Genomic DNA, 17,503 nt, shown 5'->3' with positions numbered 1-17,503 from the left:
TAGGCTTATTGACTTACTTTCTTTTAAGCGGTATCTTCGCATTCTTCGGTGTCGAAATACCGTTTCTTTATAAACGTTGATCTTCACGTTTTTCTCAGAACAATATCATTCAAATCTTTGTTCTATACTAAGACAATCCATCATTATAACATCCATATAATCTAATTAGAAAAGGTGATCTTCTTGTCCATTTTATTTGATCTATTACAACTACTTGCCGTTATCTGTATCGTGTATTTACTGTTCACAAAAGACCATTTCCTCAAACAATTAACACCTGTTCAGAAAATGGTCTTTATCGTCTTATGTGTTTCTGTGATACTGCCGGCTCTTTATGAATTTATTACTGGGTTTGCCCAGGGATTTTGGGAACGGTTGTAATTCACGGTTCCTTAGAAAACACGCTGCCTTTACAAGACAAATAGATAGCTCATATCTACCAGTCCTTTCTCCTTTTATTCAAGCAATGAACCAATTCTTTGGTGCTTAGAATACTAAGAAGAGAGTTTTTTTGTCTTTTACTGTGTTAAAGTATTTTTTGATCGTACAAAAAAAGAACCCCTCAAAAGAGGAGTTCTCAAGGCTTGCTTACATCATGCCGCCCATCTAAGATTGTCTGACACACTCATTTATACCAGTATAAAAATGCCTATATAATAGCCTTTTGATCAATTTAAAGTATAAAAATAATTCAACTAGTTCGAACTAATAAAGTTATTTTGCCCCTTTTTTGCCCCCTATTCTTTATTTAATCCCTTTACAAAACGAACAAACGTTCGTATACTGAAGAAGAAATAAACAAGAGGAGTGGTCAAATTGAAATATAATGATTTTAAAAACCTTTTGGAAAACCGTCTATCTGGTTACGAAGTATTTATGCAAAAAGCCGAGGACTTCCAAATCGCCAAAAATAAATTACGGTCTGGAAAGGCTAAGTGGAACAATAAAAAAGTAAATAGAGCAATCGAGGGTATGTGGGATCAAGCTGCAAAAAATATCTATCAGTCTGTTAAAAGGATGGACAAAGCTCCTAATAGCAGGGCCTTGGATCCATACAATGACTGGCTAAGGTTCATGGAAAAGGAAAATTTATTTGATACACTATCCGAATCCTTAGCAGAAGTTGAAATGGAATAGGAGTGATTGATATGCAAATACCACTTGCGTACCAACGGACCTATGCATTAGAAAGATATTACTACGAGTTTATAGAAAGAATGGGTCCAGCACACTTACTTTACGATCAGTTTGTTCGGACGATGGAGAACTTCGGGAAACCCTATTTTACTGTACCCATCAGCTATAGTCATTATTCTGAAGAGTTGGCTTTTGTATTTAAAATAGACGGTGAAAATTATCTGTTCGATCACGTTAGGACTCAAGACAAAATTCTCCGAAAATACGATCCGAATATAAAATATAAGCCCGGAGGTAACTGATATGAACATAATCAGTCAATATGAGCAGGATTACCTATCCTTCTCTGAGTTTATAAATGATTATCCGTGCAGTATTTCTGAGTCACAGGAAGCTTTATTCGGCGCAAAATGTGTCGCGTTTTATGTTGCTGTCACTTTAGGTAAAACGGATTGTCGCTATTATGTACAACACTATGGAGGCGATTGTTATGAAATCGATGAAAGGCTATGTATCGAAGATACGTGTGTTGAAGATGAGCAAGACCCCTTTGGTGCGGTTCTCGATTGGTAGAGCGAATTGTTTAATTGCGGGGCATAGTTTGAACTTCTTAGCCGATGTGGATGAGGGAATGCAGATTGTGGTTGCTGGTGAGTATAATAGTAGAAATCAATTCATAGTCCGGAAATATTCGGTGATTGGCAAGACGAAGATTATGATTGAATTTGAAAATATCAATGTTCGATAAGCGTTTTACTTTTCCTATTCAGCAAATTACCATATGATGATTATTATGATGACGGAACATAGTTCCACTTGCACGGCATATGAGAATATGCTGTGCTTTTTTTTCAAAAAACCACTCCTTTTAAAGAGTGGTAATCAATTATATTATTTCATTATTGAGCTTTTAACCACTCTGATTCCGGTTTTACAATAAGTCTAGCATTGTTATACGCCATATCAAGAGTTAAACACGTTCTAGCGGTATAAATGTTGCCTTCTTTTTTCAAAACTAACGCTAAATCAGCTTGATTTTCTTTAATTAAAGAAAGAGGAATTAACAACTGTAAGTTGTTTTTGTAAAACTGCGGAACTGCTAATTTATAATTTGCAGATACTCTTTTTTCAGCAGTTTTGATAGCACCTTCAAGAATTTGAACCAAAACTAGAGGCTCCATTTCACTATAACTTTTAGGAAGACGGTTAATATTTTCTTTGTCTCCTAAAATATGTCTGACATTTGCTCTTATCTCTAATCTATAATCATATACTAAGTCTGATGCCTCTTTAAAAAATTGAGCTCTTAAAGGAAGCTCCTCAAAAACATTAAGTTCCGAGTCACTGGGAACTTTAAAGCCTACTAAAAACCAAGGTGACTGATCATCCCCTTCTTTTTTATAGACATTTTTCTTAAAATAAGCAAAAATCGGTTCATAATATTCATTGAAAAGTCCAGTGTTGAAGCAGCATTTATCAGAATTAAAACATACAAATTTGTGTTTATCTTCAATAGAATTCATATTATAATCTGAAGCTAATTTACTAAAAGTGAAATTTAAATAATTTTTTAGTATTCTATTTTCATTCCCCCAGTCTTCTTTAATTGCTTTTCTTGAAAGTTCGTTAATATAATCTTTAAAATTCATTTCTTTAGTTCTACAATACGCAAATTGAAACAAATCTTCTGGTATCATACTTATCTCTCCTTGTTCATTGTTGATTATTTTCAATAATCATATCATATCTAAAATCTATATGTTGACTTTATCCAAAGAAATGTTAATATTAACTCGTAGATGATATTAGTTAGTTGAAAATAAATTTTTACTTGACGATAAGAGTGTTTACCAAAAAAATCTTTAGTTGATGATAAGTTTGTTTTAGATTTAAGATTGAAAAGATTTTAAGTTTGAAAGATTTTTAAGAAGAGGAGACAGCCAATTGAAATTGGCTGTCTTTTTCGTTTAAATAATTCACAACAAAAATAACCACTCCCGGGGAGGAGTGGCACAATTAGATGAAAAAGTTTTTTATAAGGTAATTTAATTATATTAACTATTTACAAATTGATCAAACCTTCTGCTCAAAAATAACCCACCCTCAAGGAGAGTGGGCCTGAAAAAAGATATAAAATGAAATAGCCCCGGTCAAGGCTATGATTCCATTCTACAAGAACATAGTTTTTATTTCAACAAAAAATCCACCCAAGTTATGATAGAGTGGATCTCGAAAGAGTAAACGAAAAATAAACATTTTGGGTATGAGTCTACGATACATCTTTTATTAATTAAACTCAACCAATTTATGACGGTTTTCTAATCAATAATATCTATTAAGTAGTAATCATGATAGAATATAAAAATCGAAGAGTACTAGGCACACTTCCCCAAGCATTACCGCCTAATACTCCTCGTAGAGTATTGCACGCACCTACTAATCTATAGGATAAACTTGGTTAGCGCAAGTAAAACGAATATGATCTATGTATAAGCCCGCCGAAGCGGGCTATTCATTTTAAAAAAACCACTCCCATTACGGAGTGGTATTTTTGTGATTTGGATATACTAAACGATTAACTTGAAACGTCATTTTTGAACATCAGTTTCATAGATCCATCCAGAAATACCCTCTAGCTTATACTTACGATAACTAGTACCTGTACCAACATTCACTGGTGCAATATCTGTTGTATCGACTTTTTTTACACTTTTTGATTTCTGATCAGATGTCAATAGTGTTCCTTCGACTGTTCTCTGTGCTGCTGCTTTGAATTTGACAATTTCACCATTAGAAATATAGGTAGTTGTTGGAGACCACTTCTCCAAATCACGTTCTAAGGTCCAGTGATTAATAATTGTAGGTGTTTGAACTTGTTTTACAAACACTAAGTTATGCTCACCATTTCGGCCGGTATCGTCATACTTAACACCCGTTACTTTTCCAGCAAGTCTCTTGTCGTTATCACTAATTAAGTCACCATTAAAGTAATGAGTAGCATTGTTTTTGATATAAACAACGTCATCCACTTTGTACTTAAATGGAGGGTTAGCGCCCTTTAATCGGTAAAAGTATACTGGCAATCCACTATAATCTCCCATCCAATTTGTAGCTGGCGTCGTTACGATTCCATTTTTTCCGCCTCCTAAGGTACAATGAATAATATTTGTACTATCAACAAAAACCCCAGTGTGTCCATCCGAACCGCCAGAGTTTCCCTTGTACCCTGCAACAAAAATGTCTCCCCGTTTCACTTCAGAACGAGTAATCGAAGTAAGCAATTTACCTTCTAACGCAAATAGTGAGTCTGTATTTCCAATCCCTGTACCCGAAGGTAAGAAACCTCCCGCAATCAATGAAAAATACACAGCCGAACTACAGTCATAACTATTGGGTCCTAAACGTGAATTCATTGAATAAGTTACTTTACCTTCTCGATCCTTAAACCATTTGATCATATTTTCAATACTAGCCATTTTTAATTTCCCCTCTCTTTTTAACCATGCGTCCATGGTGAACGTACGTCCTTAATTAAATGTTAAACCATAATGGGTATAGAAAGAGGTCAAACCGATAACCAGCCTAATCTTTTTGCAATTTCATTAATAAATTCCGCATCTCTTCTCTTTATAGTAGACTCGCTTAGAAAAGTTTCCGCGGATACAACCGCTATACATTTTTTCGAATGACCATTGTAGTACTTCACATAGAATATATCTCTAACATCAAGTGTTGAATCTTCTAGAACACCATTGACCACTCTTAAAAATGATTTGTAAAACAAAATTTGATTCATTGTCCAACTTGGATTTTCTTCACCTAATGGGTACTCCATATAAGGATTTCTATCAGTTGCAATAATATCCGAGAACTCTTTAAACGTTTTTTCGATTTTTTTATATTGCCATAATATACAGCGAATGTGTGCCCTAGTTTCATTAGTCATGCTGACAACTCCTATCAATGGTTTGCAAATATATACAAAATAGTTCTAAGGTAATTTGTTAGTATTCAATGCTTTTTGCAATGCAGATACCACGTTTGAAACTGGACTGATAATACCATCTTGCGTAGTACCCAATCGCTTTTGTAATGCTTTGATTGTGGCTTGACCCATTAATCCATCTTGAGAGACTCCTAACAATTTCTGCAAAGCACGTATTACATTAGATCCTCTCAGTGTTTGATCAAATTGTGCGGCATAAATATTCTGATTAAATTTCTGCTTACACTGATGACTGATGACACCGTCTTGTGTGGACCCAAAATATTGCTGCAACCGTCTTGCAGTGGCTGGACCAAACTTGCCATCTACTGATAAGGTAATATAACTTGGCTTAGTAGCTGGCGTGCTTGGCTTTTCTGATGAATTGTTGTTATTACTAGAATTCCCATTCGAGCCAAAGACTGCATCTTTAAATCGTTCTAATTCGCTTGGCTTTGCTACCCAAGGAGCCGGACAATTCTTGCCTGTTACGTCAAAGTGCCGCCAAATCTTTTCTCTTGTAATATTAGGATAGATAGCGATCAATTCTTTAACAGTCTTAACAGTGTTTTGGAAAGTTTTTTCAGTAATGTTTCCGTTCTTATCCAAACACATTTCAACCCCAATCGCGGAGTAGTTAGCATTTCCTAAAATACTTCTAAGTGGATAGTATGGTTGACCGTTTACATATTTTTGGATATCATTCGCATGATATGCAACTTCATTCAGCGGAATAATGCAGATTGCTTCAATATCATCAACAAACAATTGAGCTGAAGCATATACACCGCTCAAATTATTAAAATACGTTTTATGGTTTCGGGCTGTGCCACCATTGTTTGCAGTATAATGCATGATGATGCCTTTAATACCGCTGTTCCTGATCCCTGGGCGAGAAAACTTGTTCATATTGATATACTCGTACTTAATAAAACTCATTTAAATCATCCTTTCTAAATTAAAAAGAGCAGCTTATTCAGCCACTCCTTGATTGATAATCCTGGTAAATGTTTGATGTAGCCCTGTAGACGCCAGACCACTTACTGCACCATAAACAATAGATTCAACCGTTAAACCGTTCATTACAAGACCTAGTACCGCGCCTAGCACTCCGACGATTAATGGGATATAATCATTTACCTTATTGGTTAAAACTGGCGTGTTCTTGATAATATAGCCAACAACCAAACATGCAATCACAATCACCGGCACAAAGTTTTCTGTTACTACTGATAAATCCATTTAAATTCCACCTTTCAAATTTCGCAATTCGTTCTCTGTATTTATTAGTTTCGTTGTCAATTCTTCGTTTTCATCCTCTAGTCTTTCAACTTCTGATTGATAAAATGCTATTTCTTTTTCGTACTTGGTTTTCATGATTTCAATTTGGTGTTCTAAACGATCAACTTTCGCTTCCAATCCTTTATTTAGTTCTTCGTACTTCTGATAAAGCTGAGTTGCATTTTTGATATTCGTTTCAGCTAAGTTCGTTTTATTCGTAGTCTTAGTAGCCGCATAGGTAATTAATCCAGTTACTAACGAAGGCAATATAACTATCCACATTTGCTCTGTCATATCTAACCCTCTTTCAGAGCGATTCCAAACGCTAAAAGCGCCATCGCTAAAGAGAATATCCACACAGTATTTGCTGGAGGACTAATTAAGAATGAAATAGCAAAAACCATCCACAAAAATGATAAGGTTGTCAGTGAAAATCGTTTGAGAACTCTTTTGTTCAATACCACACCGAGCAACTTCATTAATCCAAGAATAACGAATGTTAAACTGATTAATTTCTGATCAAACATCCCATCTATCAAACGATAAACTTTATAGCTCTGAAGAATATTTGGATACAACAGAAGTTGAACTCCATAGATTATAGACACTAGTGACAAAATCAAACTATCCCACTTTAAAGCCAACACTTTCCACATATGCCACCTGCTTTCTAAAAGGAAAAGGAGCAAGCTTACGCTTGCCCCTCAACTTCTTGTAATAAATCATCTTCAACTGTCCAAACCTTGTCTTGGAAATCTTCGACATCCTTGCGGCATTCTACGCGATTTTGTCGATACAAATCTTGATTCTCAATCTGTTGATTGATATTCGTATTGCCAGCTGAATCTGTCGTTACAGTTGCTGAAAAATAAATTACACGCTGACCGTTTATTCTCGAATCTCCAGTAATACTAATTGCTTTCTTTACTTCTAATGCCATGATAGTTTCCTCCAATATTTTTTATTTAATAAGGACACTGATTACTCAGTATCCTTTTTTTCAAATTCATCAAGTAATCGATCATAAACTTCTGCATCTTTTCCTGATAGCATGCCATCGTAATCATCCAAGATTCGAGGAATTTCGTCAAAATTTCGGGCATACATACCACCTTCAATAACAACTTCTTCTTCCATGAGGATTGTTTGTTCCTTGTTAAATCCAGCTACATCTTTCGCATCCTGATCGTCGCCATCTTTTAGTTGCCCATTTTCATCCAACAAACTGAATTTTTCCATGAGTGCCTTTTCTTCATCTGACAATTCTTTGAACGCTTCTCTAATCCGCTTAACTAATTTTGTACGATGACGACTGTCCTTATTTGCTTTGAGAGTCATACCTTCTAAGAAATTGATTGCTGGCGCTAACTCGTTGTTCTTCAATGTGATTTTCATTTGAATTCCTCCATAAAATAAGAGCTAAAAGCTATGCAGCCTCTAACTCTATTACTTTGTTTTTTAATTGATCGACTTCGTTTTTTAGAGACTGAATTTCTCGCTCGTGATCACTAAGGATAACATTTTGATACATGGTTAAACGATCATAAGCTAAACCCTCTACTTGACCAGAAGAGCCATACAAAACAACTTCTTTTAATCCTTTTAAATCAAAATCATCAGCCACAAACCCATAATACCTTTGCGCTTTGCCCCCACGAGCAATCTCAGCTTTGTCGTACCAAGAAGAAGGCAAAATAGACAAAAGTCGTTTTGCTTTAGAAATGACTTCCTCGGCCACTTGGATATCTTCTTTATACTTTCTTGCAGATGTTGACCGACCTATAGTTCCAGCACTTGTGATAAACATATTTGACGCACTAGAATATGTTCGATTATAAATGGCCATACTCCAAATTCTTGGCGTACTATCCATTCCTAGTGTTACACCTGCAGGTGCGTTAGAATAATAACTATCTCCGCCATTGTTTAGCTCCAATCGATCAGTTTTCAAAGTCATGTTCGCACCCGATGTGACGTTCAAATTAATAGTAGTGGTCGTTGCAATTTTTGTATTGTTGTATCTTGCTTCAATTGGCGTATATAGTGTTCCACTTTGATTATGTTTTATCCGAACTCCGTATTCTCCTTCTATAGATAAATAGTTATTCCCATCCATTTGCATGACATAACTATCTTTGTTACCTGTAACTATTCTTTTTGCTTCCACGGTATTCGTACTAACAAATCTAAGTTTTGCGTTTACTGTGTTGTTGAAATTTACTATGGCGTCCACATTCCCCAAACCATACATTTTCCACTCCATATTCGTTCTTGAAGACGTATCTGGAATTTGAAAGATTGGCATAGAAGTTGTATCAGTTGCTGAGCCGGTATTTATTGAAAATACCTCTCCTGGCATCTGTACAATAGCTAATCCCACAGGTTCTTTCGAAATATAAATAGGCTGGATTCTAGCTAATTCGTTTGTGCTTCTTCTAAAGTAGATGCTTCCTTTTAGAAGTTCCATACTATATTCACCGGAATCTGACTGAGTGATTTTCCCACCAGTCAAATCAATTGCATTTAAAGTGCCCGACACGATACTATTCGCATTCAAGTTGATGATGTTCACATTCGCTGCATTTAGCGTTCCGGTGGTAATCTTGGTTGCTGATAGACTACCGATTTTAGCATCAGTGATCGCTGCATCTGCAATCTGTGCAGTGCTAACTGCGAGATTTGCTATCTGCGCTCTACCTATAACACCGTCTTCGATATACGTTTGCCCCGTGATTTGGACTTTTTTACCTGCAATCAAAACGCCGTCTGTCGAGATATTGATTTGGTTGATCACATCATTTTTAGATACTTTTAAATTGATGTCTGATGCCAATTGAGTAATCTGTGATTGCTGGCTCGCTGAAATATCAATAAATTCATATTTATCAACGTACCAGTACCATGTGCCGGATTCCGTAGCTCCCCCATTGCTATCCATAACGTATAAATGTCCAAACGTGCTAAAGGTTCCTGTAGCTCCGCACTCAACAAGATACGCATACTCAGTCCATACACCTTTCCCCTCATAAGAAGTGAGCCAAGTGACTTTTCTCCCATCTCCAGTTGCGTTCATCGCATATTGAAATCTTTTACCTGTTTTCAAATTTGCGGTAAATCTAACCACAAATTTACCATTTGCACGTGATGTGATTTTGTACTCGAAACCACCGTAACCCGGACCAGAGCTCGCTTTTCCATTTCGCCCTATTGTTCCCAGATGGCGTTTTTAATGTGGAATCTGTCGTTATGACTAATGCTATTGCAGTACCGGTTGAATCCGTACCATAGGAATAGAAGTTGGTTAGATTCCCACTAAAAACTGGATCACTGTTCAGCACTTGTCCACCAGCTATGCGAGTTTTAAGATCTGTTAAGTCTAAAACAGACTGCACTTCAGTAACGGTTTGCCTGATTCCGCTGGCTGTAGCTTCAACTTGTGTTGCTTTGGTTAAAGCAGAGATAGCGGTTGTCTCAACGCTTGATATGGTTGATTTCAGACCATTCGCTGTTGTTTCGACTTGCGTTGCTTTCGTAAGAGCCGAATCGGCGGTATTCTTGACGCTAGCTATGGTTTGAATAGTGCCATCAACTGTTGACTCGATTTGATTGACTTTAGTAACAGTAGCTACATTATCTGGGTCAGGTAACCAGCCTAAGTATTTGTTTCCTTCGACTATCACAAATTCTTTGATTCTTATGGTACAAGTAATGTTTGCTTGCAATGCAATAGTTATTTGAGGATCATTTACCCATGTGTCGATTCTTGTCCTGCCAGTACCTTTTACAATTTGCCATTCGCCCAATTTAGTGAAATCAATATGACCTATCGGTGCATCCAGCATCGCACCGTTGTTTGTTCTCAAGAAGGCGTTGGACCCTGTAGAAGTAGCATTGTTGGAAACTGATTCCACGTAGACCATAATCCCCAATGTGTATTGAGTGTTTGGCTTAAATCTTCCGTCTGTGATGTTACGTGATATAGTTGATCTGTTTGTGGATGTACTTTCCTTAACAACTCGTGTGTATGACCCGTTTGATATAATACTTGTAATAAGCGAGGCTCCCCACCCAATGCTATCATCATAAAAGGAACTGTTGGGCACTAAATTTCTTGCAGAAATATTGAAATCATTCTGCCATTCTTCCACACTTGTCAACGTCTGCTTAACACTATCAACGGTGGATTCCAGAACATTCGCCTTACTCAAGGCACTGTTTGCTGTTGTCGTAACCGTTGCCATTGTTTGTTTTTGGCCATCGACTGTTACTACCAATTCATTCAGATTCTTCGTTGTACTTGTGGCAGTCGATTCAACATCTGTGATTCTTCCAGTTAATCCAGTGACTGAGGTTTCAAGCGTTGCTGTTCTACTTTCGACAGCATTCGCCTTATTATAGGCTTCGTTAGCTTTACTACTAATAGAATTAACTGTCCCATTGATCGTAGTAACATCAAAAACAAGCCCATTGACATCAATCTGGATTTTATCGGCTTTAGCCTGTGCAGACTGTGCATCAGCTTTTGCTTGATCAGCGGCTTCTTGAGCATTTTCTCCGACTTGTTTTGCCTGTTCGATTTCTTTCACCAAATCAGGATCTGTTGCAGTGGATACTTTAAACACCCAATCCAATTCTCCAGAACTATTTTTCTCATATACCCAAATTTCAGTATCTACACCATTTGGCTTAAACCAAATATCGCCTTCTTTTGGATCTATAGGCTCTGTTTGATCGTAGTAATTGCTGTTCCATTTATTGGCACTTAGAAGAGATTCAACATAATCCACTCGTTGATTTAAAGGACCACGGTATCTATAAGTTGCCTGTGAACTTGAATTGGTATTTGCTTTTGATTCTGAAGACATTCCACCATTAAAGGTGATATTGTACGACAGATTAGGGACAGAATATCTAGTACCGTCTTTATCAACAATATAGATCCAGTCTCCTGCTTCCAAAATGGGACTTCCACGCCACTTCAATTCGTAAGGAAAATAATTAAGTGTCTTGACTAGTTCCCACATTTGATTCAAATGTGTTTGAGTCATCACTTTATTCTCAAGCTCAACTTGTGATCCATTGGTAGAACCAACACGAATGACATCCGTTTCTTCTTCACCAGTTTTTACCGTGATGCCACCAATTCGATAACTGTTCTCATTTTTAGTAAATCCCTTTAACATATATGAGTCTGGAGTGATTTCAAAGTTTGTGGGTGCTAGTCTTTTTATTGTTAATTCACCCTTGCGGTTAAAACTTGCAAAACCACCTTCAAACTGAGCAATCAAACCGATTGCTTGGCGAAACGTATATCCTACAGGTTTCTGAACCCACTCAGTTCCAAGCGAGGCAAAGGATGCTTGATCGATTTCAACACCTGCTAAATTGGCTATTTCTAACGCAACTTCCCGATATGGCTTAGGATAGGTTAATTTTGATTCATATATTCCTTCCATGTAAATCATTTTGTCATTTGCAGTAATCGTAGTCTTATTACTGTTTCTATCACGCTCAAAGTCCGTTATAAAAAAATGACCTAATTTAGTGAACTGATATTCACCATTAATTAAAATCCCCAACTCTGGTTCAATTTCTAAATCTTCTTTCACTGTTTCTATAATTGTCGGAAAAACTATCCGAACTGAATTCAGGGGGGTTGAACCAATTTGGAAAACTTCACCAGAAATACTGCCAGAATCAAAAGAGAGTGAGGTAATATCCTCACTCCCATACGTAACATTATTCATTTTCACTCGAATAGATAGCTGTCTTGAAGGACTTAACCAAGCAGCTATTACGTCATCTGTTGTGACTAACAAAATTACCTCACCTACCTTTCAATAAAACTCATCGTTAGCCCTTCCCACTTAGGCAATTTGTCATGCCATGAATATGCTGGAGCTGATCGATCGCCGACGTAGAATGTCTTTGTAACGATGCCGCCTTCCATGGGATCGGGATAAGTGACTTCAAAAAAAGGAGACATCACCGCTTTTAAAATTGGTGAAATCTCCGCATCTGTTAACGCACCCCATTCAAGGTCCATTTTTCGTTTTGTAGCGATATAATCACGAGTCATATCACCTTTCGCATTACGACCAGAATCACCATCAACTGCTTGTATACCTGCAGTAAACTTTTTAGGAGTCTTGATCGTAACTCCATTAATTTTTAAATATCCAGCCATCAGATCAATCCTCCTAAATGTTTAATTCTGTATAACCAAGTTGTTGATGGTATTTGTTGATTTCTTTAACTGCAATACGACCGAATTCTTTACCGCCAATATTAATGACAATATCTCCATTTGGCGCTTGTGTTGGTGTTGCACCCATTGCAGAAATGGCATTCATCAATGTTGTTACCATAGACGATGTGAAGTCTTTCATGCCGCCACCTTCATAATTCATTTGATTATTGTTACTAAACGTACTATTCGACGGTGTGAATGTTGGTGTTTGGAACATTTCTGGCAACATTATGCTTGAGTTGAACATATCAAGTCCAAGATACTCAACAGCTTGTTGAATTAATTCAGCAGCACGTTGTGGACGTTCCAATGGAATAACCATCTCTTTCTTGTTGCCTTCTCCCATCCGATATAAACCGTCTTGAGTTACCAAACCGCCATTCTCATATCCAACACCTCGATAAGCTGCAGCAAGTGATCCATAACGACTCAATGCATATCTCATAGAAGCCAAAATATTCGACATTGGGTCCCAAATATTTTTGTTGTATGGGCTTCGGGCATAAGCTCTAAACGTTGGATCAATAACCTGCATTAAACCTTTTGAAGGAGTTCCGTTCTTAGCGTTGATATCCCAATTATTGATGGCGTTAGGGTTACCATTTGATTCAGTCTTCATTTGGTAAAGCGTGCGATTTGCATTGGCTAGTGAGTAAATGCCTAGTTTGTTCAATGCGCTATTGACAGTCGATCTCCATCTTTCTACTGATGAACCATACTGACCAGCAACTGCTGCACCTCCAGATGCACCAAACGAAGCATCCTTGTCTATGTCGCTTGCTCCGAGTGAGCCGTTGATATGCAAATGATCGTAGTGGTCATTTTGCGGCCATCTTACCCAACTTCCGCTTGAACCAGTACCAGACATTCCTTTTCGGTCTCGAACTTTACCTTGAGTGATTACGTAGGCTACTTTTGAAGCAAAGTTATCAAACACCCAATTGGCAGGAGCCATGTATTTAGATGATCCATTCATACTTGCTGGATACGCAACGTCAATTGCCTGATGCTTCCCATGGGAATGAGGATCACCTGGTCTAAACCCAGAAGTGATTCTCATACCAGGATATCGATCGACGGTTTTTCTTGCGATATCATATAGGTATTTGTATACACCCCAACTCCCCATTGATCCATCAAACGAACTATTTTGTGCTTCATATCCTGCATCGAACTTCGATTTAAACCATTCATAAGAACCTTCTGCGATCGTACCAACGGAACCTTTCGCCATTGATAGAGCCGGTTCAACTGCACCTTTCAAGTTAACGAATTTAGAAATTGCTGAATTCAAAAGTTTCTTAGGATTTGATGCATACGACCAAATATCCGATGCAATTTCTTTTGCGCCATCCCATTTCTCTTTTAACCATTCGCCTATACCATTTGCATAGGCTGGTACACCATACATTGCAGCAGTCTTTGGACCACTTAAGACGGATGTTCCTTTTGGAAGGTTAACCATCAGATTTCTTTGCGCCGGAAAGATACCAGTACGTCCATCAGGTGTCCGGTAAGCTTCTTGATAATTAGATCCTAACCCATCATTTACTAAAGCAGGTCCGCCCGGATGATAGCCGGTACCTTTAGCATAAGTAGGAATGGTCCATTTCTTCAGAGCGCTGTCTCCTGCTCCGACTTTACTTAGTACCCAGTTGATACCGCTGATGACTCCATTGACACCTTTTCCGATAACTCCGACCATTCCATTGAAAATTTTACCTGCTCCTTCTTTAACTTTCTTAGCGCCATTGCCAAGACCTTTCCCTATTTTTTCTCCTAGTTCATTAGCCCAACCGGTAATCTTTCCGAAAGCTTCAGAAGCGTTTGTTTTCATAGTATCAAATGAGCTTCCCATGCTCGTTTTTAAATTACTAAATGCAGTACTTGCTTTTTCTTTAGCTGAATTAGCCGAAGTTGAAACCTTATCACGAATTTCATTCCATTTATCAACTGTATTATTTTTGACATTATTCCATCGATCAGAAACGTTATTCCGAAGTTCTTGTAATCGGTTTGACGCATTATCTTTTGCTGTTCTTGCTTTGTTTGATACATCTGTGGAAAAAGTATCCCAAGTTTCCTTTGTATTCTTTTTGATGTCACTCCATCGACCGCTAACATTATTCCAGATATCAGAAGCTTTCCCAGTAACTGTTTTCTTAGCATTATTCCAAGTGTCACTGGTCCATTTTTGGACATTGCCCCAAGTATCTGAAACAGTCTTCATTATTTTGCCAAAGCGATCATCGATAACATCTTTAAGTTCACCAATCGCTTTTTTAGGATTCTTAACTGCGTTAGCAACCTTTTCTAACACACCAGCAAGAAATTCTAACCCTTTTGTCAAAAGTTCAATTTGTCCAATAATCAGGAATTTAGCCACTTGAGTAAGAGGAACAATAACGACGTCCCAGAACCATTTAAAGATTGGTTTGAAAATCTCAATCACTTGGTTCAAGACCTTCAATGCTGCTGAGAACATATTAAAATACTTAGGCACATAGTCTTCAATGAAAAAGCTTGCCAAAGCTAGTAGAACGTTTTTATACAACCACTCAAGTCCATCGCCAACATTTTTCAGGATAGGACGAATCGATTTAAATAATCCATCTATCGCTTTAAGTAATGGCGTGAAATCAAGGTTTTTTGCCCATTCTTCTGTGGCTTTGGTCATACTGTTGATATTTCCTAACAAATCATCTACTGCATCAAGTATCGTTCCGAAGATTGATTCTCCAACTCTTCCTTCTTTCCACGCCTTTTTAAGCTGCTCAGCTATGTTGCCGATCGTGTTGAAGATATTCGTATAGATTTCAAGAATATTGGCAGCTATACTTTCTCCACGTCCATCGTTCCATGCGTTTCGAAAAGCAACAGCGATTTCATGAAGTAATTCAAGGATTCGATTCCACATATCAAAGAACGATTGAATTAGCCTTGTTCCTCGCCCATCATCTTCCCATGCACGTCTGAACGCACCAGCTATATCACCAATTATGCCAAGTACATCTGCTAATAAAATCAGGATATTCTCAATAAATAATTGACCCGTTCCATTTGTCCAAACTTCCATAAATGACTTGCCGATAGCAGAAGCTAAACCTATTACCTCACCTAATGCATACTTCCAAGCATCGATCACTCGTTGTCCTTGATTTTTCCATGCATCTTGGAAAGGCTTGAAAAAATCCTTCAACAAGTTTTGAATGTCTTTCATCCATTTAGGCGTTGAATAAGTGCCTGTCGCCGAACCAAAATCAATGCCCGGAGTTGTGGAATCTTCCTTCTTTTCATCATCCGTATCCATCGTTAGCTTGTTGATTTGGTCAAATCCCATGAGAGATTTTTGTAGTTTTTTCACTTTCTCATTGGCTTTATTTGCAGAAGACCCAGTATCATTTAGCGCTTGGATATTGTCATACAATCCACTAGCGCCTTGTTTTGCCGCATCATAGGTTGTCCCGAATAACATTGCAATAAATGAAGCAAGCTGCCCCGTGAGTTGGGCTACTGTGCTCATTAACGCATTCAACGCTGGTAAGATTGCCGTGTATATTGGATAGAATGCCGTCATAAGATTGACTTTAATCTGATTCAACGAGGCGCTGAATTGATCGTTCGTTTTCAACGCTGACATCATACCGCTAGCTAGTTTGGTAATTGCGCCACCTAACAGCTGATAAACAACCAATGAAGGTAACAGATATTTCATTGACTGACCAAAAGCATTCGTGCTTCCTGTCATTCGATTTGTTCCAGCTGTAACTTTGTTGGAATTACTAGAAAATAGACTTCCGAACTTTCCAATAAATCCAAGAGAGTTCCTTAAGCCATTTCCGACGCTCCCGAATCCGTGTGAAACAGCATTGGACATGCGGTTGAATACACCGCCATATTTAGAAACAGCCCGCTCAGATTGCTTCAGTCCTGTGCCTGTCATACTAGCGCCGCTAGAAGCGTTGCCCGTTTGAATGGATGATTGTCCCAAAGCAGAGTTAACTCGTTGCAGAGCCTTTCTCAACGCATCTGCTCTGTCTTCTGTTTGTGCGTATTCCTTTTGCAAACGATCATTATCACTTATAAGCTTATTCATCTTGATTGATTGTTTTTGAATCTCACCAGACGTTTTCAGTGATTGAGGAGTATCTTCATAATTCTTGAATCCAGATGTAAAGCTGCCTGTTGGCACACGTTGGTCGTTGTACTCCGCCTTCAACGTCCGAATTCGTTTTCGCATCGCTTCAATTTGGGCTTCGTTTTGGCTCATGCCTTTTGTTATATTTTCCAAGGAAGACGGAACAGCGTCTAATTCACGCTTAATTGTATTACCCATACCTTTTGCCTGATCTTGGAATTTTGTCATCTGAGCTTGCGCTCGAGCGATTTGTTCGTCGTATTTAACGACTTTCCCTGTATCTCCTTGACTGGATGCCGTTTGCCTTTGTGATTTCAGATAAGCAACCTTTTCTTGTGCTGCTTTTGCTTGTCCCATCTTGGCGTTGATCTCATTCACCATCGCATCGATTTCCTTGGTCACTTTTGGACGAGCTTTACGCACACCTGTTGCAAAGTTATCACCAACCGCTTCAGACGATTGCTTTGTCGATCGTTCAAAGTTTGCTAACGTCTTTTCTATTGCCTGATTCATTTTTTCTAGTTGTTTCGTGAAATTGCTAGCGCCTTTTTCAATATCCATATTTTTCTCTGTGCGATCCATTGAGTTACCGGACATTTGTTGGATTCTACTCATTGCACCCTCAATTTTTGGCAATACACTCTCTAGGGATTGCTCAACTCGAGCAGTATTGATATCTAATAAGACTTCAAGTGTTTCTAATTCCATGCTT

18 protein-coding genes are annotated in these 17,503 nt (G+C 37.9%); 5 read left to right on the top strand and 13 right to left on the bottom strand.

Translation table 11 applies throughout. The features are described from left to right. Positions 1-183: 183 nt before the first annotated feature. The 5 genes from IGI94_RS04095 to IGI94_RS04075 all read left to right on the top strand — a co-directional run bounded on the left by IGI94_RS04095 (position 184) and on the right by IGI94_RS04075 (position 1,885). A complete protein-coding gene (locus IGI94_RS04095) occupies positions 184-381 on the top strand; it encodes a hypothetical protein (RefSeq protein WP_194188516.1) in 198 nt (65 codons plus the stop codon). A gap of 426 nt (positions 382-807) precedes the next feature. Next, a complete protein-coding gene (locus tag IGI94_RS04090) occupies positions 808-1,137 on the top strand; it encodes a hypothetical protein (protein WP_438899485.1) in 330 nt (109 codons plus the stop codon). An 11-nt stretch (positions 1,138-1,148) separates the two neighbouring features. Continuing rightward, complete coding sequence (locus IGI94_RS04085; protein WP_438899484.1) at positions 1,149-1,439, top strand: DUF5960 family protein; 291 nt, start codon at positions 1,149-1,151, stop codon at positions 1,437-1,439. A 1-nt stretch (position 1,440) separates the two neighbouring features. Next, positions 1,441-1,710: a hypothetical protein gene (locus tag IGI94_RS04080; protein ID WP_438899483.1), complete on the top strand. Its 270-nt coding sequence runs from the start codon at positions 1,441-1,443 to the stop codon at positions 1,708-1,710. Beyond that, positions 1,628-1,885 carry a hypothetical protein gene (locus tag IGI94_RS04075; protein WP_438899975.1) on the top strand — a complete coding sequence of 86 codons (258 nt, stop codon included), beginning with the start codon at positions 1,628-1,630 and terminating at the stop codon, positions 1,883-1,885. Before IGI94_RS04080 ends, IGI94_RS04075 begins: the two co-directional genes overlap by 83 nt. Before the next feature lie 151 nt (positions 1,886-2,036). On the opposite strand, the gene IGI94_RS04070 is transcribed toward IGI94_RS04075, so the two are convergent. The 13 genes from IGI94_RS04070 to IGI94_RS04010 form a co-directional block, all read right to left on the bottom strand. Next, the gene (locus tag IGI94_RS04070) at positions 2,037-2,834 is read right to left on the bottom strand and encodes a DUF3825 domain-containing protein (protein ID WP_438759208.1); all 798 of its coding nucleotides are present in this window, start codon (positions 2,832-2,834) and stop codon (positions 2,037-2,039) included. Between the two features lie 891 nt (positions 2,835-3,725). Next, a complete protein-coding gene (locus IGI94_RS04065) occupies positions 3,726-4,649 on the bottom strand; it encodes a peptidoglycan amidohydrolase family protein (RefSeq protein ID WP_416378620.1) in 924 nt (307 codons plus the stop codon). A gap of 53 nt (positions 4,650-4,702) precedes the next feature. Continuing rightward, entirely contained in the window at positions 4,703-5,083 is a 381-nt protein-coding gene (locus IGI94_RS04060) for a transcriptional regulator (RefSeq protein ID WP_438899482.1), read from the bottom strand. A 45-nt stretch (positions 5,084-5,128) separates the two neighbouring features. Beyond that, entirely contained in the window at positions 5,129-6,061 is a 933-nt protein-coding gene (locus IGI94_RS04055) for a peptidoglycan recognition protein family protein (protein ID WP_438899481.1), read from the bottom strand. A gap of 33 nt (positions 6,062-6,094) precedes the next feature. Continuing rightward, on the bottom strand, positions 6,095-6,364 hold the full coding sequence (locus IGI94_RS04050) for a phage holin family protein (protein WP_413127012.1): 270 nt from the start codon (positions 6,362-6,364) through the stop codon (positions 6,095-6,097). Continuing rightward, positions 6,365-6,697 (bottom strand): hypothetical protein, encoded by a 333-nt coding sequence (locus IGI94_RS04045; protein ID WP_244353221.1) that lies wholly within the window; start codon positions 6,695-6,697, stop codon positions 6,365-6,367. It abuts the gene before it with no gap. 2 nt (positions 6,698-6,699) lie between these two features. Then, complete coding sequence (locus IGI94_RS04040; protein WP_438899480.1) at positions 6,700-7,059, bottom strand: hypothetical protein; 360 nt, start codon at positions 7,057-7,059, stop codon at positions 6,700-6,702. Between the two features lie 35 nt (positions 7,060-7,094). Beyond that, positions 7,095-7,343: a hypothetical protein gene (locus tag IGI94_RS04035; RefSeq protein WP_005237380.1), complete on the bottom strand. Its 249-nt coding sequence runs from the start codon at positions 7,341-7,343 to the stop codon at positions 7,095-7,097. A 41-nt stretch (positions 7,344-7,384) separates the two neighbouring features. Further along, entirely contained in the window at positions 7,385-7,798 is a 414-nt protein-coding gene (locus IGI94_RS04030) for a DUF1617 family protein (RefSeq protein WP_430618517.1), read from the bottom strand. Positions 7,799-7,829: 31 nt separating this feature from the next. Beyond that, positions 7,830-9,527, bottom strand: a complete 1,698-nt coding sequence (locus IGI94_RS04025) for a hypothetical protein (RefSeq protein WP_438899479.1) — start codon at positions 9,525-9,527, stop codon at positions 7,830-7,832. A gap of 4 nt (positions 9,528-9,531) precedes the next feature. Next, entirely contained in the window at positions 9,532-12,222 is a 2,691-nt protein-coding gene (locus tag IGI94_RS04020) for a hypothetical protein (protein ID WP_438899478.1), read from the bottom strand. A gap of 11 nt (positions 12,223-12,233) precedes the next feature. Beyond that, a complete protein-coding gene (locus IGI94_RS04015) occupies positions 12,234-12,590 on the bottom strand; it encodes a DUF6711 family protein (protein WP_438899477.1) in 357 nt (118 codons plus the stop codon). A gap of 13 nt (positions 12,591-12,603) precedes the next feature. Next, the gene (locus tag IGI94_RS04010) at positions 12,604-17,499 is read right to left on the bottom strand and encodes a transglycosylase SLT domain-containing protein (RefSeq protein ID WP_438899476.1); all 4,896 of its coding nucleotides are present in this window, start codon (positions 17,497-17,499) and stop codon (positions 12,604-12,606) included. Positions 17,500-17,503: the final 4 nt, after the last annotated feature.

The organism is Enterococcus sp. AZ149, assembly GCF_051714285.1.
Lineage (GTDB): Bacteria > Bacillota > Bacilli > Lactobacillales > Enterococcaceae > Enterococcus_D > Enterococcus_D entomosocium.
This window is presented reverse-complemented; position numbering and strand designations above follow the sequence as displayed.